This is a genomic window from Marinomonas sp. TW1, from assembly GCF_001625355.1.
GTDB lineage: Bacteria > Pseudomonadota > Gammaproteobacteria > Pseudomonadales > Marinomonadaceae > Marinomonas.
The window spans coordinates 14,207-37,878 of sequence record NZ_JSEE01000020.1; the positions used below are offsets into that span (position 1 = coordinate 14,207).

General features: G+C 44.1%; 27 protein-coding genes. 22 read left to right on the forward strand and 5 right to left on the reverse strand.

Annotated features, from left to right (window positions below):
• Nucleotides 1–59: 59 nt before the first annotated feature.
• Nucleotides 60–491, reverse strand: a complete 432-nt coding sequence (locus OA79_RS16340; RefSeq protein ID WP_063334285.1) for a universal stress protein — start codon at nt 489–491, stop codon at nt 60–62.
• 63 nt (nt 492–554) lie between these two features.
• Here OA79_RS16340 and OA79_RS16345 point away from each other — a divergent pair, with 63 nt between their 5' ends.
• Nucleotides 555–1,037, forward strand: coding sequence for a hypothetical protein (locus OA79_RS16345; RefSeq protein ID WP_063334286.1), 483 nt, complete (start codon nt 555–557; stop codon nt 1,035–1,037).
• Nucleotides 1,038–1,083: 46 nt separating this feature from the next.
• Here OA79_RS16345 and OA79_RS16350 read toward each other — a convergent pair whose 3' ends face one another.
• Nucleotides 1,084–1,848 carry a hypothetical protein gene (locus tag OA79_RS16350; RefSeq protein ID WP_063334287.1) on the reverse strand — a complete coding sequence of 255 codons (765 nt, stop codon included), beginning with the start codon at nt 1,846–1,848 and terminating at the stop codon, nt 1,084–1,086.
• 188 nt (nt 1,849–2,036) lie between these two features.
• Here OA79_RS16350 and topA point away from each other — a divergent pair, with 188 nt between their 5' ends.
• From topA to OA79_RS16365, 3 genes are read left to right on the forward strand one after another with little or no spacing between them, the layout of a single operon-like run.
• Nucleotides 2,037–4,664 (forward strand): type I DNA topoisomerase, encoded by a 2,628-nt coding sequence (topA, locus tag OA79_RS16355; RefSeq protein WP_063334288.1) that lies wholly within the window; start codon nt 2,037–2,039, stop codon nt 4,662–4,664.
• Entirely contained in the window at nt 4,661–5,128 is a 468-nt protein-coding gene (locus tag OA79_RS16360) for a DUF6586 family protein (protein ID WP_063334289.1), read from the forward strand. Before topA ends, OA79_RS16360 begins: the two co-directional genes overlap by 4 nt.
• Nucleotide 5,129: 1 nt before the next feature.
• Entirely contained in the window at nt 5,130–5,393 is a 264-nt protein-coding gene (locus tag OA79_RS16365; protein WP_063334290.1) for a hypothetical protein, read from the forward strand.
• Nucleotides 5,394–5,457: 64 nt separating this feature from the next.
• Here OA79_RS16365 and lexA read toward each other — a convergent pair whose 3' ends face one another.
• Nucleotides 5,458–6,081 carry a transcriptional repressor LexA gene (gene lexA, locus OA79_RS16370; RefSeq protein ID WP_063334291.1) on the reverse strand — a complete coding sequence of 208 codons (624 nt, stop codon included), beginning with the start codon at nt 6,079–6,081 and terminating at the stop codon, nt 5,458–5,460.
• Nucleotides 6,082–6,151: 70 nt separating this feature from the next.
• Here lexA and dinG point away from each other — a divergent pair, with 70 nt between their 5' ends.
• From dinG to OA79_RS16415, 9 genes are all read left to right on the forward strand, one after another.
• Nucleotides 6,152–8,275 (forward strand): ATP-dependent DNA helicase DinG, encoded by a 2,124-nt coding sequence (gene dinG / locus OA79_RS16375; protein WP_063334292.1) that lies wholly within the window; start codon nt 6,152–6,154, stop codon nt 8,273–8,275.
• 135 nt (nt 8,276–8,410) lie between these two features.
• Nucleotides 8,411–9,742, forward strand: a complete 1,332-nt coding sequence (locus tag OA79_RS16380; protein ID WP_063334293.1) for a DEAD/DEAH box helicase — start codon at nt 8,411–8,413, stop codon at nt 9,740–9,742.
• A gap of 23 nt (nt 9,743–9,765) precedes the next feature.
• The gene (locus tag OA79_RS16385) at nt 9,766–11,187 is read left to right on the forward strand and encodes a protein adenylyltransferase SelO (RefSeq protein ID WP_063334294.1); all 1,422 of its coding nucleotides are present in this window, start codon (nt 9,766–9,768) and stop codon (nt 11,185–11,187) included.
• Between the two features lie 28 nt (nt 11,188–11,215).
• Nucleotides 11,216–12,247, forward strand: a complete 1,032-nt coding sequence (locus tag OA79_RS16390; protein WP_063334295.1) for an NAD(P)H-dependent glycerol-3-phosphate dehydrogenase — start codon at nt 11,216–11,218, stop codon at nt 12,245–12,247.
• A complete protein-coding gene (locus OA79_RS16395) occupies nt 12,240–12,524 on the forward strand; it encodes a DUF4389 domain-containing protein (protein WP_063334296.1) in 285 nt (94 codons plus the stop codon). The genes OA79_RS16390 and OA79_RS16395 overlap by 8 nt, the downstream gene beginning before the upstream one ends.
• Nucleotides 12,511–12,990, forward strand: coding sequence for a phosphohistidine phosphatase SixA (sixA, locus tag OA79_RS16400; protein ID WP_231908898.1), 480 nt, complete (start codon nt 12,511–12,513; stop codon nt 12,988–12,990). Before OA79_RS16395 ends, sixA begins: the two co-directional genes overlap by 14 nt.
• Before the next feature lie 34 nt (nt 12,991–13,024).
• Nucleotides 13,025–13,888 (forward strand): alpha/beta fold hydrolase, encoded by an 864-nt coding sequence (locus OA79_RS16405; RefSeq protein WP_063334297.1) that lies wholly within the window; start codon nt 13,025–13,027, stop codon nt 13,886–13,888.
• Nucleotides 13,889–13,924: 36 nt separating this feature from the next.
• On the forward strand, nt 13,925–14,719 hold the full coding sequence (locus OA79_RS16410) for a DUF4892 domain-containing protein (protein WP_063334298.1): 795 nt from the start codon (nt 13,925–13,927) through the stop codon (nt 14,717–14,719).
• 14 nt (nt 14,720–14,733) lie between these two features.
• Entirely contained in the window at nt 14,734–15,660 is a 927-nt protein-coding gene (locus OA79_RS16415; RefSeq protein ID WP_063334299.1) for a patatin-like phospholipase family protein, read from the forward strand.
• Here the strand turns inward: OA79_RS16415 and OA79_RS16420 are convergent.
• Nucleotides 15,623–16,255, reverse strand: a complete 633-nt coding sequence (locus OA79_RS16420; protein ID WP_063334300.1) for a Maf family protein — start codon at nt 16,253–16,255, stop codon at nt 15,623–15,625. The two genes, OA79_RS16415 and OA79_RS16420, sit on opposite strands and share 38 nt — an antisense overlap.
• Before the next feature lie 117 nt (nt 16,256–16,372).
• Here OA79_RS16420 and OA79_RS16425 point away from each other — a divergent pair, with 117 nt between their 5' ends.
• The 7 genes from OA79_RS16425 to fabF all read left to right on the forward strand — a co-directional run bounded on the left by OA79_RS16425 (nt 16,373) and on the right by fabF (nt 21,471).
• Nucleotides 16,373–16,915, forward strand: coding sequence for a YceD family protein (locus tag OA79_RS16425; RefSeq protein WP_231908899.1), 543 nt, complete (start codon nt 16,373–16,375; stop codon nt 16,913–16,915).
• A 17-nt stretch (nt 16,916–16,932) separates the two neighbouring features.
• Complete coding sequence (gene rpmF / locus OA79_RS16430) at nt 16,933–17,112, forward strand: 50S ribosomal protein L32 (RefSeq protein WP_013796371.1); 180 nt, start codon at nt 16,933–16,935, stop codon at nt 17,110–17,112.
• 11 nt (nt 17,113–17,123) lie between these two features.
• Entirely contained in the window at nt 17,124–18,068 is a 945-nt protein-coding gene (locus OA79_RS16435) for a fatty acid synthesis protein (protein WP_063334302.1), read from the forward strand.
• Nucleotides 18,068–18,991 carry an ACP S-malonyltransferase gene (fabD, locus tag OA79_RS16440; protein WP_063334303.1) on the forward strand — a complete coding sequence of 308 codons (924 nt, stop codon included), beginning with the start codon at nt 18,068–18,070 and terminating at the stop codon, nt 18,989–18,991. The genes OA79_RS16435 and fabD overlap by 1 nt, the downstream gene beginning before the upstream one ends.
• A 36-nt stretch (nt 18,992–19,027) precedes the next feature.
• Entirely contained in the window at nt 19,028–19,762 is a 735-nt protein-coding gene (fabG, locus tag OA79_RS16445) for a 3-oxoacyl-ACP reductase FabG (protein WP_063334304.1), read from the forward strand.
• Between the two features lie 130 nt (nt 19,763–19,892).
• The gene (gene acpP / locus OA79_RS16450) at nt 19,893–20,126 is read left to right on the forward strand and encodes an acyl carrier protein (protein WP_013796367.1); all 234 of its coding nucleotides are present in this window, start codon (nt 19,893–19,895) and stop codon (nt 20,124–20,126) included.
• 106 nt (nt 20,127–20,232) lie between these two features.
• Nucleotides 20,233–21,471 (forward strand): beta-ketoacyl-ACP synthase II, encoded by a 1,239-nt coding sequence (gene fabF, locus OA79_RS16455; RefSeq protein WP_063334305.1) that lies wholly within the window; start codon nt 20,233–20,235, stop codon nt 21,469–21,471.
• Between the two features lie 35 nt (nt 21,472–21,506).
• On the opposite strand, the gene OA79_RS16460 is transcribed toward fabF, so the two are convergent.
• Nucleotides 21,507–21,914, reverse strand: a complete 408-nt coding sequence (locus tag OA79_RS16460; protein WP_063334306.1) for a PA2817 family protein — start codon at nt 21,912–21,914, stop codon at nt 21,507–21,509.
• A gap of 60 nt (nt 21,915–21,974) precedes the next feature.
• Here OA79_RS16460 and OA79_RS16465 point away from each other — a divergent pair, with 60 nt between their 5' ends.
• Together OA79_RS16465 and OA79_RS16470 are read left to right on the forward strand one after the other, a co-directional pair.
• Complete coding sequence (locus tag OA79_RS16465; protein WP_063334307.1) at nt 21,975–22,889, forward strand: ABC transporter ATP-binding protein; 915 nt, start codon at nt 21,975–21,977, stop codon at nt 22,887–22,889.
• Between the two features lie 4 nt (nt 22,890–22,893).
• A complete protein-coding gene (locus OA79_RS16470) occupies nt 22,894–23,667 on the forward strand; it encodes an ABC transporter permease (RefSeq protein ID WP_013796363.1) in 774 nt (257 codons plus the stop codon).
• Nucleotides 23,668–23,672 lie beyond the last annotated feature (5 nt).

Genomic DNA, 23,672 nt, shown 5'->3' on the forward strand with positions numbered 1-23,672 from the left:
AGTGTGGAATTGAGAAAGGCGATGGATGCATCGCCTTTCTTGTTCTGGTTGCAAGCAGCTTAGTCTTTGACGACTTTTACCGCGAGCACATCACAAGGTGCGCCATGAAGGACACCATTTGCCGTAGAGCCAAGTAAAAGGGCTAATCCGTGACGGCAATGGCTGCCAACGACGATCAAGTCAACTTGCTTCTCTTCTGCGATGCGGTGAATTTCACTTTCGATGCCACCTTGAGTGATACAGCATTCATCAACGGGTACATCTATTTGATCTTCAAGGATAGCAATGCGTTCTTTTGCTGTGTCTTGAAGTTGTGCTTGGATGTCAGTGATATCAATAGGGACATCACCACCATAAGCGTAGTTGAGTGACTCAATAACATGCAGGACGGTTAACTTGGCGCCAGTTGCTTTGCATAAACCAACTGCTTTATTGGCCACCTTGATACTTTCATCCGTTAGATCAACAGCGAGTAGAATTCTGTTATACATCTAGAATACCTCCAGAGTTGGCTTGATATATTTATTGTAGTTTAAAATCAAAGAGACACGAATATGACTGCTCTTATTGTTATTTGTATTGTTCTATCTTTAATGGGATCTGCGTTGTGGATCATGCCACCCAAAAAAGAGCGTCAGCGTATGGCTCTGCGTATGCAGGCGCGACAGCTAAATCTCACTGTCCAGCTTACATCAATTGACCTTCCTGACAAGTGGGATAAGTCAATGATACGTAAAAAAGTGGTTAGTTATTCTTTATATCGTGCCAAGCCATTGACCTCGCTCAGTCATCCGGTGTGGATTTTGCCTTATGAAGTGTGGAAATTTGATTCAGTTTCGCCAATGTGGTGGGTCAGTCAGTTAATCACTCTGAGTGAGCGCGATAAGGCTATTTTGGCTGAGTTTGAAGGCCGACTTGAAGGCATTAAGGTACAAGCCGCCAGCATCGATTTTTATTGGCAGGAGCAGGGGGATGAAGCGAGTGTCGAGGCGATTGCTGAGGTGCTAAAAAGTTTGAGTGTGTGGCGGCCAGTATAAGTCATTTCGGGTGTGTTTTAAGGTGTTGGCGAATGAGCTTATTGGGCTATTTAGGCTTCAATGGTGCATCTGGAGACTCGACACTTTGCATCAGTTTGGCCAGTACCTCTTCAGGGTTTTCACTGTCTTTCATGGCTTCAATTTGTGGTGATAAAATTTCTTTCATACGGTCTGTAACAAAGTTCTTTAAGGTGTTTTTCTCTGGTCTTTCAATGGCGTCAGACTTAAGGTGTGACAAGATAACACCATAGAGTGTTTGTGCGACACGATTATCACCGCTATCAAAGTTTTTGTTGGCTTGGACGATTTGACGATTAAGTTGGATCCATAAATTCAACCAGCGCAAATAATCATAACAGGCTTGATAGTGTGCGTTACTAATACGACCTTTACGACGTAAAAAAAGTAACATTTTGGCCAATTTGGTGAGCCTTTCTTTATAATTGCTTTTTTCTTGAAAGCTAAACAGTTCTGGTTCTGGGCTAAATTCAATGGGATCGGTGTTGCGACCTTCTTCAGCGGTGGCGATGCGAATTTCAATTTTTTCTGGATCTTCAGAATATTGCAGAAGCTCTCGAAGTGTGTCTAGATAGAAGTCGTATAGAACATCTGAGGCAATGGTGTCAGTATTGATGTCCTTTAAGCCACGGATATGTTGTTCAACACGGTCTGCGCGATTAGACAATTGAAGTTGCTTAACTCGACGCTCAGTAATCTCTTTTTCTTTTTGATGGGCGCGTGATCCAATGATGACTGATAACAGTACTATGATAATTAAAAACGCGATGGTTAAAATTTGCAGCGTAGCCATGATTGTCCTTTAGCAATGAATTCAGTATGTTAAATAAGAAATACCAAGTTCAGCAAGAATTATTATTGAAACAATACAGGGATCGCTTGTCATATAAAAGGTGTTTGCTTAATATCAGCGCCCCGAGAGATTAAACTTCGTGCAATTAGTATTTGCAGATCGACTTTATAAAAGGCTTACACAGTTCAATGGGAAAATCACTGGTAATCGTGGAATCGCCAGCCAAGGCGAAAACTATTAATAAATACTTAGGCAATGACTTTGTTGTTAAGTCGAGTGTTGGTCATATTCGTGACCTTCCATCGGGTAAAACCGCGACGTCGACGCCTCAGGAGCGAGCAAAGCAAGCGGCTTTGACGCGTAAGATGAGTCCTGAGGAAAAGCTTGAGTATAAAAGCCGTAAGTCTCGTAAGCAGTTGATTGCGCGTATGGGTGTGGACCCTGAAAACAATTGGCAGGCTAATTATGAGGTTCTACCGGGCAAAGAGAAAGTCGTTGATGAACTTAAGCGATTAGCCAAAAATGCTGACACCATCTATCTCGCGACCGATTTGGATAGAGAAGGGGAAGCGATAGCGTGGCACTTGCGCGAAGCCATTGGCGGTGATGACAGCCGTTATAAGCGTGTGGTGTTTAACGAAATTACCAAAAAAGCCATTCAATCCGCTTTTGAAACGCCATCTGAACTGGATTTAAATCGTGTCAATGCTCAACAGGCGCGTCGTTTTCTTGATCGCGTAGTGGGCTTCATGGTATCGCCTTTGTTGTGGGCGAAAGTAGCGCGAGGTTTGTCTGCTGGGCGAGTTCAATCAGTAGCAGTGCGTTTGATTGTTGAGCGTGAAAAAGAGATTCGTGCGTTTGTTCCCGAAGAGTTCTGGGAGTTGGACGCGATGTTGTCAACCGCTAGTGACACCATTAAATTTGAGGCGGCAAAATATCAGGGTAAAGAATACCGACCAGTCAATCAGCAGCAGTCGGATGAACATGTGGCTCGCTTACAGGTGGCTAAATACCTTGTTCAAAGTCGTGAAGACAAACCGACTAAGAGTAAGCCTTCTGCGCCTTTTATTACCTCAACCTTGCAACAGGCAGCCAGTACACGCTTAGGTTATGGTGTTAAGAAGACCATGATGTTGGCTCAGCGTTTGTACGAAGCGGGTTACATCACCTATATGCGTACCGATTCGACTAACTTGAGTGCGGAAGCGGTAGAGTCTTTACGTCAATATATTCTCAGTTCATTCGGTGAGACCTATTTGCCAGCTGATCCCATTCGATACTCAAGCAAAGAAGGTGCGCAAGAGGCTCACGAAGCCATCCGTCCCTCTGATGTGAATGTGCGAGTGGATGATTTGTTAGGCATGGAAAAGGATGCTCATCGTCTTTATGACTTGATTCGTAGCCAGTTTATGGCCTGCCAAATGACCCCCGCTGAATACACTTCTACCACCATTACGGTTGCGGCAGATGAGTATGAGTTTAAAGCGAAAGGTCGTATTTTACGTTTTGATGGTTACACCAGGGCCATGCAAACGGTTGTCAAGAAAGGGGAAGATAACATCTTGCCTGATGTTGCTCAGGGTGAGTTTTTAGAGCTTAAAGAGCTATTGCCTGAACAACATTTTACTAAGCCTGTGGCTCGATTTAGTGAAGCCAGCTTAGTCAAAGAGTTGGAAAAACGTGGTATTGGTCGACCTTCTACTTATGCATCGATTATTTCCACCATTCAAGACCGTGGTTATGTTCGAGTTGAAAATCGCCGTTTTTATGCAGAAAAAATGGGCGATATTGTGACTGACCGTTTGGTTGGTAGCTTTTCATCTTTGATGGACTTTAGTTTTACCGCGCAAATGGAAGAGCGATTGGATGAGATTGCGGAAGGTGATAAAGATTGGATTCAGACCTTGAATGCTTTCTATCGTGATTTCAGTAATGTGCTGGCAAAAGCGGAATCACCGGATGACGGCATGATGCCAAATGAGCCGACACCGACCGATGTTGAATGCCCAACCTGTGGCCGACCGATGCAGATTCGTACGGCCAGTACAGGGGTCTTCATGTCTTGCTCTGGTTATGCTTTGCCGCCGAAAGAACGTTGTAAGGCCACTATTAATCTTATTCGTGGTGATGAAGCCGTTGCTGTTGACGACGAAGAAGGTGAGTCTAAAGCACTGATCAATAAACATCGTTGTAAGATCTGTGGCTCAGCCATGGACAGTTACTTGATGGATGAGCACCGCAAATTACACGTATGTGGTAATAATCCTTCTTGCCCAGGCTATGAAGTAGAGGCTGGGAGTTTCAAAATCAAAGGCTATGATGGGCCAGTTATCGAATGTGATAAATGTTCATCTGAGATGCAGCTTAAAACAGGACGATTTGGTAAGTATTTCGGCTGTACCAATGAAGAGTGTAAGAATACTCGTAAACTGCTGAAAAGTGGTGAGGTGGCACCGCCGAAAATGGACCCTGTGCCAATGCCTGATTTGGCTTGCCAGAAAGTGGAAGATCATTACGTGTTGCGTGATGGCGCGACGGGCTTGTTCTTAGCCGCTAGTCAATTTCCTCGTAAGCGCGAAACACGTGCGCCATACGTGAAGGAGTTGTTGCCCTACATGGATCAAATTGATCCTAAGTATCACTTTTTTGCAGATGCGCCAGTGGCGGACTCTGAAGGGCGTCCTACATTGATTCGTTATAGTCGTAAAACGAAAGAACAATACATTATGACGGAAAATGAAGGCAAACCAACGGGATGGAAGGCTTTTTACGATGGCGGAAAATGGCTCATCGAAGAAGGTAAAAAGAAAAAATGATCAGCGTGAGTTACGCCAGTGCGACCAATCAAAGGCTTGATGCGGCAAAGCGGCTGCTTGCACTTGCTCAATCTAGCGAAGAGACTTGGTTGGTTAGCAGTCTTGAAGGTTCGGCTTTGTTTCAGTTGCGAAGCGCCTTTAATGGTTTGTTGCAAGAAGTGGCACAATCTTATGCTTTGTCTGATTGTTTGGATGTGATTGCCTTGGCGTCTGAAGCAGAAGCCAAGCAATCTATTATCCCTGTGCTGTCAGAGCTGAAGGATTTAATGGCTCAGCCAAGGTCTTGGTGTTGCCTGCTTTTGAAAGCTTATCAGCAACAACTGGAGTGTCATTTGGTTCAATCATCTTTTGACCGAGCGGATCTTATTGGTTCTGGTGGGGATGATGGGGCTGCGATGCAATTGTATTTGGCCAAGCTAACTGACTTGGTGTTACGTTTTAGAGAAGAGTCATCTGAGTATTAATATGAAAGAGTCATACCTTGAAATTGTTGAGCTGGAAAACGGCGATATTGTATTGCGCCCAGCCAGTGACAGTGGCGAGGAAACTGAGCCGTTAGCGACCCTGAAAATATCAGACACAACACGTTCCTATCTACAGGATCGTTACTTTGAATTGGCAAAATGCATGTTTCATGCAGGCATTGATTTTGTGTATTCGGATGAGTCTTTGGCTGACGATGGGTTGGATTATATGGACGATGATTTCCGTCCAAAAATTCTTCATTAAAGATTCACAAGAAGTGTTTTTTTTTAAAAGGTGGCTTAGGCCACCTTTTTTGGATTGGTATTATTTACAGGCCTTGCCGGATGACGCCAACAGACAGGCCTTCGATAGCAAACTCTTCGCTTTCAAGATCGACCACAATGTCTTGATAGTCTTCGTTCTCCGGAATTAGACGAACAATGCGTCCCTTCTGCTCGAAGCGTTTAACAGTGACTTCGTCACCAATGCGCGCAACGACAATTTGCCCATTACGAACCGTATTGGTTTTATGAACGGCCAGTAGATCACCTTCCATAATGCCAATGTTTTTCATGCTGGTGCCTGAGACCGACAGGAAATAGTCTGCTTTTGGTGAGAACATATTGCCAGGTACGGTGACGTGAGTATCTATGTTCTCTTGGGCTAATATAGGGTATCCTGCGGCCACTTTACCAATAACAGGCAAACCTAAATCGTCTTCTGGAGCATTGTTTTCGGAAGACTCAACCAAGCGAATGCCGCGAGAGGCGCCAGAAAGCATTTCAATCGCACCTTTTTTGCACAGGGCTTTTAAGTGCTCTTCTGCTGCATTTGGGGATTTAAAGCCAAGGCGTTTTGCTATTTCCGCACGAGTAGGTGGGAATCCGGTTTCACTAATAAACTCGCGAATGGTATCGAGTACATCAGATTGTCTTTTAGTTAATTTAATCATGGCACTATCTGGTTGTTTATACAGTAACTGTTATTATATACAGCATTCTTAACGATTCTCAATAAAATAAATGCTTTCAGACGAATTAAAAAATAAAATCCAATCAGCCTATCGCGATATGCTGGATGCCAAATCCCATAAGCCAAGAGTTGGTCAGCGCCAAATGATAGGCGCGATCGCTCGTACTTTGGGGAATATTAAACAAGGCTCCGAGGGCGAGCGGCTCGAGGAAAAACATGTGGCGGTCATTGAAGCAGGGACGGGTACAGGTAAAACCTTGTCCTATTGTCTTGCCGTTATTCCTATCGCTAAGGCGAGAGGACTAAAACTTGTTATCTCGACGGCTACCGTAGCGCTGCAAGAGCAAATTCTCCATAAAGACTTGCCTGATATCTTGTCTAATACCGAGGTTAATTTTAAATACACCTTAGCCAAAGGTCGTGGTCGCTATCTCTGTCTTAATAATCTGGAAGCCTTTCTAGGGGCGGAAGAACAAGCCATGGACGATATGTTTGCCGGCCTGTTTGAGCAACACTTGCAATCAGATGATGTTAATACAGTGCTTTATCAGGAAATGGATGACGCGCTGAGTAAAGGCAAATGGGATGGTGATAAAGATAATTGGGAGGGTATTGTTCGAGAGCAAGATTGGCGTCGATTGACCACTGACCATCAGCAATGTACGAATCGTAATTGTGCCAATTATTCGGCTTGTCCATTTTTTAAAGCCCGTGCAGAGATAGAGGTGGCCGATGTCATTGTCGCCAATCATGATCTTGTGCTTGCAGATTTATCCTTGGGTGGTGGTGCGATTCTGACGGCGCCAAAGGAAACCATTTATGTGTTTGATGAGGGCCATCACCTGCCAGATAAAGCGATTGGGCACTTTCGTCATGAAGTCCGTTTGCAACAAAGCATTAGTTGGCTTCGGCAGTTAGAGAAAAACTTGGTGAATTTGAAGCAGGAACTGACTGATGAGGTGAGTTTGACAGGGCAATTGCTTCTTAAAATACCACAACAAATTCAGACTATTGTGAACTTCATTCAATACGCTCAGCAGGGCTTGTCTCCCTACATTAATGGCTTAGGATTGGATCAAGATAATAATCAACATCGTTTTGAATTTGGTGTTGTGCCGGATGAGTTGAAGCAGTTGGCATACAGTTTGTCGACCAGTTACCAAAAATTATGTAACAGCATTGCAAGCATTCAGGATGAATGCAAAAAGGCCAAGCAAAATGAGGGCATGGGTGTAACGCCTGAAATGGCTGAAACATGGCAGCCCATTCTGGGAGCAATACTAGGCCGTATCGAACAAAGTGTTGGCTTATGGCAGTTGTATTCGACCACGGATGATCAACAGTATCCCCCCAATGCTCGTTGGCTAATTTTATCTGGTCAAGGTCTGGAGCAAGATATTGAGTTGGGGGCATCCCCCATTCTTGCGGCCAATACGCTACGACAGCAATTATGGGATAAATGTTTTGGGGCGGTGGTCACCTCTGCCACTCTCACTGCGTTGAATCAATTTCATCGTTTTAATATGCGTTCGGGCGTGCCAAGAGAAAGTGAATACTTGCGGGTATTAAGTCCTTTTGATTTTCAGAATAACGGTGTGTTAGTGATTCCTGAGATGAAGTCTGAACCGAATCAGGTTGAGCTTCATACGGCTGAAATTGTCGACTACCTGAATGAAACGGTGGATCAAGATAAAGCCAGTTTGGTGTTGTTCTCATCTCGTCGTCAAATGGAAGACGTGGCGCAATCTATAAAAGCGTCGTTAAAAGACATTCTGCTAATACAGGGTGAGCAGTCAAAGCGCATTATTTTGGAGTCTCATAGAGCTCGAATTGATGAGGGCAAAGGCAGTTTATTGTTTGGCTTGGCCAGTTTTGCTGAAGGCGTGGATTTGCCGGGTGATTACCTAACCTCGGTGTTTATAGCCAAAATTCCGTTTGCTGTGCCTGATGACCCTGTGGATGCGACTTTAGCGGAATGGATTCAAAAGCGAGGTGGTAATCCCTTTATGGAAATAACCATTCCAGATGCTTCTTTACGTTTGGTACAGGCCACCGGCCGCTTGCTGAGAAGTGAAAAAGATTCAGGGGCTATTCACATACTGGATAAACGGCTTAAAACGAAGCGTTATGGGAATCAATTGATACAAAGTTTACCTCCATATCGATTAGGGTAATGGTCGAAAACAGCCCTTGATAATCCTTTCCGGTTTAAGGCTGTTTTAAAGGAAAAGATGATAAAGCTGGATCAATTAGGTACACTCCATGCTCAGATAATTAACCTCTAACCGAAGAAGTGTATAGATTCCGATATGGAAAACCAAAATCAAGACGTAGCACCAGAAAATAGCCCGAAACCGAAACGAACTCGTCGTCAGAATAAACGACCTAGAAAAGCCCAAGGTAAGACGAGTGAAGCAAAGATGGATGAAGCGACGTCGAATAAAGGTGTTTGGTCTATTGATGATTTTCAGGTGCCAGAAGTGGAAGGCAAACTGCGCTTTCATGATCTGAATTTGCCGGATCGAGTGTTAAAATCCATTGCTGAAATGGGATTTGAATACTGCAGTGAGATACAAGCAGAAACCTTGCCAACCACATTGCAAGGTTATGACATCATTGGTCAGGCTCAAACGGGTACGGGTAAAACCGCGGCTTTTTTGATTGCCATGATCACAGATTTTTTAGATTACCCATTGGAAGAAGAGCGAGTCAATAATCTTGCTCGTGGTTTGATTATTGCGCCAACCCGTGAATTGGCATTACAAATAGCAGATGAAGCGGTAAAACTCACCGCAAATTGTCATTTGAATGTCGTGGCTTTGGTTGGTGGGTTAAGCTATGAAAAGCAAAAGCAAGCTTTGCAAACTGAAAATGTGGACATTCTTGTGGCTACACCGGGTCGATTGTTGGATTTTGCGCGCAGTCGTAAAGTTCTACTAAATAAAGTCGAATGTTTGGTGTTGGATGAAGCAGATCGTATGTTGTCTATGGGCTTTATTCCAGATGTGAAGAGCATCATTCGTATGACGCCACACAAAGAAACACGTCAAACCATGCTGTTCAGTGCGACTTTCCCGAAAGACATTCAAGCTTTGGCTAAGCAGTGGACGTATTTTCCGAAAGAAGTGTCCGTTGTGCCAAAAGAAGCAACTAACCAAAACATTGAGCAAGTGATTTATACCGTTGAAGCCGATCAGAAATGGCCTGTGTTAAAACAGTTGATCGAAGAAAATGGCAGTCAACGAACCATTATTTTCGCCAACCGTCGCGATGAAACCCGTGACTTGTATGAGCGTTTGAAAATGGAAAAAATTAATTGTGCTATTTTGTCGGGCGAAGTGGCACAAGACAAGCGAGTAAAAACCCTGAAAAATTTCAAGGAAGGTAGCATCCAAGTGTTGGTCGCGACGGATGTTGCTGGTCGCGGTATTCACGTTGATAATGTTGAGCTAGTGGTGAACTACGCTTTGCCTGAAGACCCTGAGGATTATGTACACCGTATTGGTCGTACTGGTCGAGGTGGCGAAAGCGGAAAATCTGTTAGTTTTGCCAGTGAAGATGATGCGTTTATGATTCCTGAAATTGAAAAAACGGTAGGGGAAAGCATTCGTTGTGAGTACATGGTAGACATGTCTAAATAAGTAACGCTAACGAGTAGGCTAGGATGAACTTAGAACATCATTATGCAACTCTGGGTGACGCTTTTTACACGCATGTGGCGATTCAGCCACTTCATGAGCAGCGTTTGGTTGAATTTAACCAAGCGCTCGCCACTTCTTTATCTATTAATATTAAATCACCTCACACTAAAGCCTTACTGATGGGCGAAGATCCTTTGCCGCAAAGTTTAAGTATGGTTTACGCAGGCCATCAATTTGGTGGATTTTCGCCTCAGCTTGGTGATGGGCGGGGAGTGTTGCTGGGTGAAGTTCGTGGTCAGGATGGTCTTTTATACGATTTACATATGAAAGGGGCAGGGCCGACACCTTATTCTCGACGAGGGGATGGTCGTGCGGTATTAAGATCCTGTATTCGTGAATATTTGGCCAGTGAAGCCATGTCGGCGTTGTCTATTCCAAGTTCCCGAGCGTTGGCGCTATTTGACAGTCGAGAAGCCGTTTATCGAGAAAGGCCAGAGCCAGGTGCCATGTTGTTACGTACAGCAAACGGGCACATTCGTTTCGGCCATTTTGAATTTTTCTTTTATCAAGGTAAGCAGGCTGAATTAGATCAGCTGATTGAGCATTGTTTAACGTTTTACTATCCTGAGTGTCGTCAAGCGGAGCAGCCTATCGTCGCTATGTTGTTGGCGGTGGTAAAGCGAACGGCGCAGATGATTGCTAAGTGGCAAGCCGTCGGCTTTCAACATGGTGTTATGAATACGGATAACTTCTCCGTTACCGGTGAAACCATAGATTATGGTCCATATGGCTTTATGGAAGATTATGACGACTCATGGGTGTGTAATCATTCGGACCACGAAGGGCGTTATGCCTTCTCTCGTCAGCCGGGTGTCGGATTGTGGAATTTAAATTGTTTGATGCGTTGCTTTTCAAAGCATTTAGAGCGAGATCAATTAGTATCGATTTTACAAACCTATGAAGCCGAATTGCAGCAACATTACGATGACCTGATGCGAGTAAAAATGGGGCTGGAAAAAACGGCAGACCTCCATGCGCTATTGCCGCCTTTGTTTCGCCTGCTGGCAAAAGAAAAAATGGATTACAGTGTGTTCTTTCGCTTGTTGGCACAGTTTGAAGAGAGTGAATTTGATTTGTTGTTGGATGAGGTGGTTGATCGTCAGGCTTTATTAGAATGGCTGCAGCGGTATCAGGCCGCTCGACAATTGAATGCTCTGTCTTGGGCTGATATGTCAGAGAGAATGCTAGGTGTAAATCCCAAATTTGTACTGCGAAATTATTTGGCGCACAGCGCCATTCAAGCGGCTGAGCAGGGGGATTATTTGCCCTTCAGGCGTTTGCTAAATGTTTTAAGTTCTCCATTCGAAGAGCATCCGGAATCCGATGAGCTTGCTCAGAGGTCGCCGGAGTGGGGCAAATCCTTAGAAGTCAGTTGTTCATCCTAATGTTAAGATGACAAGAAAGGAACAGATCATGATTAAGCATTCAGTATGTGTTTTAGGTGGCGGAAGTTTTGGTACTGCATTGGCCAATATTATGGCAACGAATGGTCACCAAGTCAGTCAGTGGATGCGTAACGAGCAGCAAGTAGAAGAAATTAATTTAACTGGGCTGAACAGCCGTTATCTTCCTAATGCTCCTTTGCATCAAGAGTTGTTGGCTACCAGTAATTTAGAGCAAGCGATACGTGACAGTGATACCGTATTTGTGTCCATTCCCTCTAAATCCTTTGAGCAAGTGGTGGAGCGCATAGAGCCTCTGCTGACGTCAGATAAGATACTGATTAGTACGACTAAGGGATTCAATCCCAATCGCTTTGAGTTAATGAGTGATGTACTAAAGCGTAATGCCGTGACGCAAAAAATTGGGGTGTTAAGTGGTCCTAATTTAGCCAAAGAGATTGCGGCTGGTCAGATGACGGGCTCGGTTATTGCGAGTTCTGATGACTTAGTTCGTCATCGAGTGATAGAGTTACTTAAATCGCCAACCTTTCGTGTATACGAAAATGCTGACAGCAAGGGTGTGGAATTAGCCGGTGCATTAAAAAACATCTATGCGATTGTTTGTGGTTTGGCAAAAGCCCTTAAAGTGGGCGAAAATACCATGTCGATGATCATGACGCGTAGTTTGGCTGAAATGAGTCGCTTCGCTGTGCACTTTGGTGCTAATCCGATGACTTTTTTAGGTTTGGCTGGCATGGGCGATTTGATCGCGACTTGTACCTCTCCATTAAGTCGTAACTATCGAGTTGGTTTTGCGATTGGGTCTGGCCAAAACTTAGAAGAAGCGATTGGCTCGATTGGTGAAGTGGCGGAAGGGGTTAATACACTGAAAATGGTGGTAGAAGAAGCTCATAAACATGGTCTTTATATGCCGCTTGCAGAAGGTTTGTTTAAATTGATTTTTGACGGTGCTACTTTGGACTCTCTTATCGGTTCTATGATGACAGGTGAGCAGAAGTGGGATGTTGAATTTGCGACGAATGAGGAGAATAAGCATGTCTAAACCAGGTTATGCTAAACAAGACTTTTGGTTTCGTTTGATCTTTATGGTGTTTTATTGGTTTGTTCTAAACTTGGCGCTAACTGTGTTTGGTATCTTAGTGGTGTTGGTTAGTTTGGTAAAGTTAGGTTCAAAGCATGAGCCTGTTACTTTGGCTTATTGGTTAACAAATGTCTCTGCCTTTATCGGTCAAATATTTGCTTATTTGTCTTATGCGGATGAGGAAAAGCCGTTTCCTTTTCAGCCTTGGCCGCCAGTAAACTCTGATGATGAAGCCTAAGCGTCTTTATGTTTTGCGTCATGGTAACGCTGCGCCTTATTGCCAAGGTGGAGATGAGTTAAGAGAGTTAACGGATCTTGGGGTGGCAGAGGTGAAATCTGCGGCTCAAGCATTCATGGCAAAGTCTGAGGTGTTTGATCGCGTGTTTGTTAGTCCGTATGTTCGGGCTCAACAGACGGCGAAAATATTTTTGGCTCAGTTAGATGCAAGCGTGTCTTTTGATACGGCGCCGAAGATAACGCCGTCCGGCCATCCGGCTGATGTGGTGGACTGGTTGCAACAGCAGGATGGAGAGTCTATTTTGTTGGTGACACACCAGCCTTTTGCGCAACAGCTTGTGGAATATTTAAGTGACGAGCCATTACCGCTTCAATTTGCTATGACAACGGCCACCATGGCCGCTTTAGAAGGGGGCTTTTTAGCGCCAGCGTGCTGTCAATTTCGTTGGTATGCTTCCCCTAGGTAATGATAATAACGCTCATAGATTGGTAGTACGTATTATGGGGCATGACATCGTATATAAGCTGGCGCATACCGAGCTAGCAGCCATCCAATGGCTATCCAAAGATACTTCTGATATTAAAATTTTATCCCTCCATGGCTGGCTAGATAACGCTGCCAGTTTTAGTCAACTTGCTCCTTATTTGTCTGATTATTCTCATACAGCATTAGATTTGGCGGGGCATGGATTATCGAGTCATCGTCCGGCGGGCAGCTTTTATCATTTATGGGATTATGTTCTGGATGTGGTGTCGGTATTAAATCAATCTAAACACAGTGTGTGGTTGATAGGGCATAGCATGGGGGGCGCCGTTGCTATGTTGGTGGCCGCAATCGCTCCTGACAAAGTTCGCGGGTTGATTGTCTTGGATAATGTTGGGCCAATGAGTGGAACGGCTTCTGAGCGAGTCGGCCATTTGCAGCGAGCTGTAAATAAAATGGCCAAGCTAAAGCAAGGCAGAGAAACTGGCTATCCATCAGAAGAAGCAATGGTGCTGGCGAGAATGGAAGGGTTTACTAAACTTTCTAAATCCGCTTCGCAAAGTTTGGTGGATCGAGGGGCTAGATTGGCGGCATCACAACGCTGGGTTTGGCGTCACGATATAAAACTGACGTTTCCGTCACCGTTTCGTATGGATGAAGCCGGTGTTGAAGCGTTTATTCAAGAAATTAAGTGCCCAACCTTGGTCTTGTTGGCAAAAGACGGCATATATCAAAACCATCCAGAAGCGGTCGATCAGCGTATAAAACAGTTTCCTTGGGTGAAAATGAAGTGGCTTGATGGGAATCATCATTTCCATTTGGAGCCTGAAAGTAGTTTTGAGGTGGCCGCTGAAATTAAGCAATTTATTGATCAAAATTAATTTGCCACAGGCTAGCTTGTGTAAGGGTAAAAAATTATGGTTAAGCTCAGTCTTTTTGCATTGTTAGGTCTTTCATGGGCGAGCTTTACGTTTGCTGATTCATTAGGGGTTGAGAGTTACCGAGACGCGCAGTTGGTCAAAAGCCGTTCTGAACAAGCCGTATCAGTGGAAGTGCCACTGGCAAAAATTCAACGTTCTGGTCGTGGTTGGGAGCCTGAGAGAGTTGAACGCTTAACTGGAAATCTCGTGACTTCATTGTATAAAATTGATCGTAATGCACTTTTAACGGATGTCTATCAGCATTATTACGCCGAATTAACGAAATCTGATCATCAAATTTTGTTTGAATGTCAGAGTCGAAGTTGTGGTAGCAGTAATGCTTGGGCAAACAATTTCTTTGGCGATTATTTATTGTACGGTTCTGATCAAAGTCAGTCTTTGCTGGTGGTGAAAACGGCCGACAGTTTGTATCAGATATTGTATGTGAATCGCCGTGGTGCCGGTGATGTTATGGTGCGTTTAGATCAGGTTGCTTTGCCTAACGAAGGTGTTTCTGCAGCCAGCATCATGGCACAACTGGACGTTCAAGACATACCGCGCATTCGTCGTTTTTTGACTGACTTACCTGCGGGGCAATCAGTGATTGGTTTTGTCACCAGTCAGCGACAAGATAGAGAATCTGCAGTGAGTGTTGGCGATCGTTATATTGAAAGTTTGGTCTCTGGTCTAGGTGGGCGTTTGGCGGAAAAGGTGCGTTTTATTAATTTAGCCGATATGGGGCGAGCATCCCTCAGTGTAAACCGAGTGAGTTTTGTGATGGCTAGACCATAGTTTTAGGAAGTAACATGGAAAAAGTTGAAAGCAAAAAGACGGTTTCGTTGGTGTTGGGAAGTGGTGCCGCGCGTGGGCATGCTCATATTGGTGTGATTCAAGCCATTGAAGAGCAGGGTTATGACATTGTGAGTATTTCAGGTTGCTCTATTGGCGCTATCGTTGGTGGCGCCTATGCCACGGGGTGCTTTGATGAATACAAAGAATGGGCCTTGTCACTGGATAAAGTGAGTGTGCTCAGGCTTCTTGATATGTCCATTTTTAATGGTGGCTATATTAAAGGGGATAAATTTTTTGAGAAAATTGAAGAGATTCTCGGTGCCCCTCGAATTGAAGAGTTGGCTATTGATTATACAGCGGTTGCAGTTGATCTGCTTTACCAAAAGGAATTTTGGTTTCAGCGAGGTGATTTGATTAGCGCAATGCGTGCATCCTCAGCGATTCCGTCTATTGTGTCTCCTGTGTCCATAAATGGTCGAAAGTACGTTGATGGTGGTGTGTTAAATCCACTGCCAATTATTCCGTCTGTGCCGGTTGGGGCTGATTATATTATTGCCGTGGATTTGAACGGCCCAGCTGATAATCTTGCTCGTATGGCGGAAAAAGAGGATGGAGATGATGGTCCTGCTTGGTGGAATAGTGCCAAGAGCTTGTTTTCTAAAAATAAGCAGGACGAAGTGGAGGCAAGTTATGACGTTGAAAGTTGGGGGCGCTTGCAAACCATTAACATGATGTTTGAAACCATGCAGGAGTCGCTAACACAGTACAAACTGGCAGGCTATCCGCCAGATTTGTTAATCTCCATACCGAAAGACATTTCAGGTTTCTATGAATTTTGGCGTGCCGAAGAGTTGGTTGAATTCGGTTATCAAGTTGCTTGTAAGGCGATTTCAGGTTTAGAGTCTAAGCAATCTGTATATCACTCTTTTCCAAAGGGTTGATGCCTTGGTTTCTGAGTAGTCGACACAACTCAATTAATGGTAGTCCGATCAATGAATTTGGGTCTTTGCCTGCCATTTTTTCAAACAGGGTGACCCCCAATCCTTCGCATTTGAAGCTGCCTGCGCAATCGAGTGGTTGTTCAATCTCAATATAGTGCTTTATTTCCATGTCACTTAAAGAGCGAAAATACACATCATATTGACTCAAGCTGTATTCGTAAGTGTTGCTGGCGGTATTGTAAACACACAAGCCGGTCAAAAAACTCACTTTGCGCCCACTGAATTCTTTAAGTTGTTGAATGGCTCTGTGGCTGGTGTGTGGTTTGCCAAGAATAGCGTCGTCTAAAACAGCGACTTGATCTGATGCAATGATGATGTGACAAGCGTCATCTTTTGATGCTTTTTGTTGTGTTAGTTGTTTGGCAACGGCTTTGGCTTTTTCGATACTGAGTCGTGCTACTAGTTGTTGAGGTGTCTCTTCCGGGTGGACTTGTTCGTCTATGTCTGGTGATAGACATTCAAATGTGAGTTGTAAGCGTTCTAGTAACGCCTTTCGATATGGAGAGGACGAGCCTAGAATGATGTTGTTTTGCATGTTAATTCAACCAGATTGTAGTGGAGTGAATGAATTTTACTTTTTTTTGCCTATCTGTTTCAAAATAAAGTGAAAAAAAGCGTTTAAAGCGTACTTAGACTTTGACAATAGCGCGCCTTGGCAATATCATTTGCCGCCATGTTAAATGACACATTACCTAAATATTTTGACCCTCGTAAATATGCTAACAATGAGTTGGCATTTGAAGGGAACATGCCCCTTAATCAATTTAAGGAGCTGTGTGCTATTTTAGCCTCTGATGAGGGTAATGCATTTATACATTTAGACTTTAGAGTTGATGAGGATAGGCGATATATTGCTACCGGATCATTAACTGCAAATGTACAGGTTGTTTGTCAGCGTTGTATGGGTGCGGTTGACCATGATTTGGAGGTTGATCTTGCATTGGGGTTCGTCTATGACGAAGACCATGCGAAAAATCTACCAGCGAGTTACGATCCTGTTGTCATGACCGATGGTGAAGTAATTCTGGCAGACATGGTTGAGCAAGAAATTATACTCGCTTTACCTATAGTCGCTTATCACGAAGAAAGTGGTTGCAACCCAACAACTCAAAAGTATGCATCGTCTACCGATGACGCAGCGGATGACGAAAAACCGAATCCATTTAGTATATTGGCCCAATTAAAGGCTAAGTAAAGTTAGGAGCTCCAAAAATGGCAGTACAAAAAAGTAAAGTAACTCGTTCACGTCGCGGCCAGCGTCGTTCACACGATGCTTTGACTAGCGCAACACTATCTGTAGAAAAGACAACTGGTGAACTTCACCGTCGTCACCACATTTCTGCAGACGGCTTTTACCGTGGCCGTCAAGTTATCGCCCCTAAAGGTGAGTAACTAAGATACCCATGATCAGGGTAGCTTTAGACGCTATGGGCGGGGACTTAGGTCCCCGCATTGCTTTTGAGGGTGCGGTCTCGATATTGGCTCAATATCCGGATGTCGTCATCACTCTTTACTACACTCCAGTTGATGGGCTTGATCTGCCTGCACATCATGATCGCTTAACATTGATCGCTTGCCGCGATGTGGTTAAAGCGGATGAAGAAATTGTTTTATCCTTATTTCGTCGACACGACACTTCCCTCTATCAATCCATTAACGCTTTGTCATCGGGCGCAGCTGATGTTGTCGTAACGCTGGGGAATACTGGTGTCATGGTGGCTTTGGCGAGGCATTTATTGGGTGTTATTCGTCCTAAATTGTATCCGGCCTTGATTCGTGAGTTGTATTCAAATCCGCTTAGATGTTTGGTGGACTTGGGTGCCAATGTGCATTGTCCTGCGTCTATGTTGGTTGGCTTTGCTGAGTTAGGGGCTGCGTACGTCGAGGCGTTAAGTGATGAGGTTCCCAACGTAGGTTTACTCAACGTTGGTGTGGAGAGTTCAAAGGGCAGTGTGGTAATAAAACAGGCGGATGGCCTTTTAATTGATAAGAGTTGGCCTAATTATTTAGGGTATGCTGAAGGTACAGATTTATTTGAAGGTGAAAAAAATGTCATTGTTTGTGATGGCATGGTGGGCAATGCTGTCCTAAAAGCTTCGGAAGGTCTGTTGTCTTTTTTAATGAATAAATTTGGTGATTCAAAGCAAGCGGCGCCTGTTTTTGAGACTTTTTACCAAACTGAACGTCGCCATGGTGCTTGCTTAGTGGGTGTGCGTGGCAATTTGGTAAAAGGTCATGGTCGCTCTGATCTGCCTGCTATGATTGGGGCGATTGAATATGGAATGGATATTGCGCGGGCTAATTTAAGTAAAGCCATTGAGTCGCGACTTAGTAAAGAGGAGATATGATGAGCACAACAACTGCGTTTGTTTTTCCGGGTCAAGGTTCTCAACAGTTGGGGATGTTGGCTGATTTGGCTGAAAAACACGATATTATTCAGCAAACTTTTGCTGAAGCGTCTGAAGTACTTGGTTATGATTTGTGGGATCTGGTGCAAAATGACGCCGAGAAACTCAGTCAAACCGATAAAACTCAACCTGCACTTCTTACAGCAAGTGTTGCGTTGTGGCGTTTATGGGAACAGCAGGGTGGTGAAAAGCCAGCTTATGTCGCAGGTCATAGCTTAGGCGAATATTCTGCTTTGGTGTGTTCTGGTGTGATGGCTTTTGCTGACGCTGTGGCGTTGGTTAAGTTGCGTGGTGAGTACATGCAGCAAGCGGTACCGGCTGGTGAAGGTGCAATGGCAGCGATCATTGGTCTAGATGATGATAAAGTCGTTGCAGCATGCGAAGCGGCAGAAGGTATTGTTAGTGCGGTAAACTTTAATTCTCCAGGTCAAGTTGTCATTGCGGGCCATGTTGCAGCCGTTGAAACGGCAATGGAAAACGCAAAAGAGGCTGGCGCTAAACGAGCTTTGCCTTTACCTGTTAGCGTACCGTCGCACTGTGAATTAATGATTCCGGCTGGTGAAAAATTGGCCGTTAAGTTAAATTCAATTGATTTCAACGAGCCGACCTGTACTTTAGTGCAAAACGTGACTGGTCAGGCCGTTTCCGATCCACAAGTAATTAAAGCAAACTTGGTCGCGCAACTTAGTGAGCCAGTGCTATGGACTCAGTCTGTCTTGTTGCTGTCTGAGTTAGGTGTGACGGCTACAGTTGAGTGTGGTCCTGGCAAGGTGTTAAGTGGATTGAACAAACGAATTGTCAAAGGTTTAGCGTCGTCTTCTATTGGGGACTTGGCTGGCTTTGAATCAACTTTGGCTGGATAACTATTCGGTTTAATTTGTAAAATATTGGAGACAGGCATGAGTCTTGAAGGAAAAATTGCCCTAGTGACAGGAGCGACACGCGGCATAGGCAAAGCCATTGCAACGGTTCTTGCTGAGCAGGGTGCAACGGTAATCGGAACGGCCACTAGTGAATCTGGTGCGCAAAGTATTAGCGAATACCTGGGTGAAAATGGTAAAGGTTGGGTTTTGGATGTGTCATCCAGTGATTCAGTCGATGCGGTTGTCAAAGAAATTACGGCTGAGTTCGGTGCGCCAACGATTTTGGTGAATAACGCTGGTATTACTCGCGATAACTTAATGATGCGCATGAAGGAAGATGAGTGGGAGCAAGTGGTAAACACCAATCTAACATCCGTCTTCCGTGTGACAAAAGCATGTTTGCGCGGCATGACTAAGGCAAAATTTGGTCGTGTGATTAGCATCAGTTCAGTGGTAGGCTCTATGGGGAATGGTGGTCAAACCAACTATTCTGCAGCGAAAGCGGGTCTAGAAGGGTTTAGCCGCTCTTTGGCGGCTGAAATAGCGTCTCGTGGCATTACGATTAACTGTGTTGCTCCAGGCTTTATTGAAACAGATATGACGAAGGTGTTGCCAGAAGAGCACAAAGCCAAATTGGTTGAAAAAGTGCCTTCCGCTCGTCTTGGTCAACCTGAAGAAATTGCGGCAGCTGTCGCATTTTTGGCGTCGCAAGGCGCTGCTTACATCACCGGTGAGACCTTACATGTCAACGGTGGCATGTATATGTCGTAATTTGAGTTGAATTTTAGTTTTAATTCAACGAAAATACGTCTCCGGTTCATGTTGAGAATCATGCCGTAAGGCGATCGAATATTATAATATGCTCACAATGAGCTGTTAATGAGTAGAGTAGGAACTTCTAATGAGTAGCATTGAAGAACGCGTTAAAAAAATTGTTTGTGAACAACTAGGTGTTAAAGAGGAAGAGGTTGTCGCTTCAGCATCTTTTGTTGATGACCTAGGTGCAGATTCCCTAGACACAGTTGAGTTGGTTATGGCTCTTGAAGAGGAATTTGATACTGAAATTCCTGATGAAGAAGCTGAAAAAATCACTACAGTACAAGCAGCGAACGACTACATCAACGCTAACTTGTAATCTATTGGTGAACTGAGTTTCCCGAAAAGCCGCTTGTATTCGTTACAGCGGCTTTTCTTATTAATAGCCATCTCAAGTAGTGGTGGTGGATTTCTGGAGGAATCTTATGTCTCGTCGTCGGGTTGTAGTCACTGGTATGGGAATGGTGACACCCCTTGGCAATAATGTGAAAGATACGTGGGATAATATATTAGAAGGCAAAAGTGGTGTGTCAGACATTACCTCTTTCGATACTAATCAATTCTCCACGCGTTTTGCGGCTCAAGTAAGTGACTTTGATGCGACTCAATATATGAGCGTTAAAGAAGCACGCAAAATGGATCTTTTTATTCAATATGGTATCGCCGCTGCTGTTCAAGCACTGGAGGATGCTGACATTCGTGATGAGACAGTGGATCTGGCTCGCGTTGGTTGTGCAATAGGTTCGGGCATTGGTGGTTTACCAATGATTGAAAAAAATCTAGAGCTATTGAATGAATCCGGCCCTAAACGTATTTCGCCTTTTTTTGTTCCAGGCGCGATTATAAATATGATTTCTGGCCACGTAGCGATACGTTTTGGCTTTAAAGGACCGAATATTTCAATTGTGACGGCTTGTACCACGGGGACTCATAACATCGGCATGGCCGGTCGAATGATTGCCTATGGGGATGCTGATGTCATGATTGCGGGAGGCGCTGAAATGGCGATCACCCCATTAGGAATCGGGGGCTTCGGGGCAGCGAGAGCCTTATCAACTCGTAATGATGATCCTAAAACCGCGAGTCGTCCTTGGGACAAAGACCGCGATGGTTTTGTTATGGGAGACGGTTCCGGCATTCTTGTGTTAGAAGAATATGACCACGCTGTTGCGCGTGGTGCGACCATTTATGCGGAACTGGCAGGGTTTGGTATGAGTGATGATGCGCATCATATGACAGCGCCACCGGAAGGTGGTGAAGGGGCCGCGGCTGCGATGACTGCCGCTCTGAACGACGCTGGTGTGGCGGCAATGGACATTGATTATATCAATGCTCATGGCACCTCTACTTTGGCGGGAGATTTGGCTGAAACTCAAGCGGTGAAATCTGTGATGGGGGAAGACGCTTCTGACGTGGCGATTAGCTCAACCAAGTCTATGATTGGGCATTTGTTAGGCGCATCTGGCGCGGTTGAATCCATTTTCTCTATTTTGGCGATTCGCGATCAAGTCGCGCCACCAACCATTAACTTGGAAGAAGTGGGTGAGGGCTGTGACTTGAATTACGTGCCGATTACGCCGCAGAAACGCAAAATTGATGTGGTATTAAATAATTCGTTTGGCTTTGGTGGGACCAACGGCACGTTAGTGTTTAAAAAACTCTAGGCTAAGTTGGGCGGTTGACGCCGCCCAACATTTTTCTAGTGCAAATTTTTTGACGTATCTCTCAGCTTGTTGATTTCATCCTGCAAATTATAGTCAATTTGTTTATGGTCTAATTCGTATAAATGATCTTCAAGCTGTTGGTAGAAGTTGATTTCTTCATCGCCTAAGAAGTGCAAGCATTCACCACCCATAAACCAAAGTAACTCGCGTTTAATCAAGGGTACTAGGTTTGGATAGCAGCGAATAAAGCGAGACAATACTTCTTGGGCATCAAATGTGTAATCAGGTGCATTTGATTCAATGCGAGCGATTAGTTGATCCCACTTTTCAAGAAAATCAATTTCTTCTTCTGCCAGATCTGTTGTGTTAAAAGGATCATGTTCGGCAATTCGCTGACGTAAGTCTGCAAAGGCGCTCAGTATGTATTGTGTGCGTGATTCCACGTAAAACCCTATTTAATTAGTAACTATTGAGTCGGCTGATGCCGTACGAGAGCGGTAATTATGACATATGCGATCGAAATTAGTGACCTCAAAAAGCGTTATGAAAGTGGTTTTGAGGCATTAAAAGGCGTAAACCTCACGGTAGAGAAAGGAGATTTCTTCGCTCTACTTGGACCTAATGGCGCCGGTAAGTCTACCACTATTGGCATTCTTTGTTCTTTGGTCAATAAATCTTCAGGTAAAGTGGCCATTTTCGGGGAAGACATTGATAAAAACTTTGCCAAAGCAAAGCAATATTTAGGGGTCGTACCACAAGAATTTAATTTTAATGTGTTTGAGACAGTCTTTAATGTTGTTGTGACTCAAGCCGGCTTCTATGGCATTGATAAAGAGGTGGCTGCTGAGCGTGCTGAAAAATATCTTAAAGAATTAGACCTATGGGATAAAAAAGACGTTCAGTCTCGTATGTTGTCGGGTGGAATGAAGCGACGTTTGATGATTGCCAGAGCGTTAATTCATGAGCCTGAAGTATTGATTTTAGATGAACCTACGGCTGGCGTAGACATCGAACTACGTCGTTCTATGTGGGAATTCATTAAAGGGTTAAACGAAAATGGCACAACCATTATTTTGACGACTCATTATCTTGAAGAGGCTGAACAACTCTGCCGTAATATTGCCATTATCAACGCCGGTGAAATTGTTGAAAACACCAGTGTTAAAGCGTTATTAAAGACCCTTAATCAAGAAACCTTCATCCTGGATTTGGATCAAACCTTACCGCTAGACTGGTCGGTAGATGACTTTAGTGTCGTGTTGAATAATGATGGCAGCAGTTTGGAAGTGGAAGTCGTAAAAGGGCAATCGATAAACCGTATATTCAGTGCTTTGGATCAGGTGAATGTGAATGTGGTTAGCATGCGCAATAAGTCGAATCGATTAGAAGAACTGTTTGTTAAATTGATTAAAGGCTAAATAGATGAAAAACTCAGAAATATGGATTGCATTCTATACCATTTTGGTGAGAGAAATTCGCCGTTTTACACGTATTTGGCCGCAAACTCTATTACCTCCAGCCATTACTATGACCTTGTATTTTGCTATTTTCGGTAATTTGATTGGTGATCGTATTGGTGAAATGGGTGGCTTTAGTTACATGCAGTACATTGTGCCAGGTTTGATTATGATGTCGGTGATTACCAACTCTTATTCAAACGTATCGTCTTCCTTTTTTTCGGCGAAATTTCAGCTCAGCATTCAAGAGTTGCTTGTTTCACCAACGCCTAATTGGGTTATTTTATTAGGTTATGTTTTAGGCGGTGTGGCACGTGGCTTGTTCGTGGGCTTTATTGTAACCATCTTGTCGCTTTTCTTTACTCACTTGGCACTAGAAAACTTATTTCTAACGGTGTTGGTGGTTTGTTTAACTGCTGTTATGTTCTCGCTTGGCGGCTTTGTGAATGCAATCTATGCTCGAAGTTTTGATGATGTTTCCATTGTCCCGACTTTTATTTTGACACCATTAACCTATTTAGGTGGGGTGTTCTATTCGATCGATTTACTGTCTGACTTTTGGCAGTCAGTGTCTTTGTTGAATCCGGTGCTTTATATGGTGAACGCATTCCGTTATGGAATTTTAGGTGTTTCTGATATCAATATATATTGGGCCCTAGTGATGGTGAGTGTGTTTATTGTGGTTTTGTTTTGGTACGGTTTGCGTTTGCTCAATCAGGGCAAAGGCATTCGAAATTGAGGTAG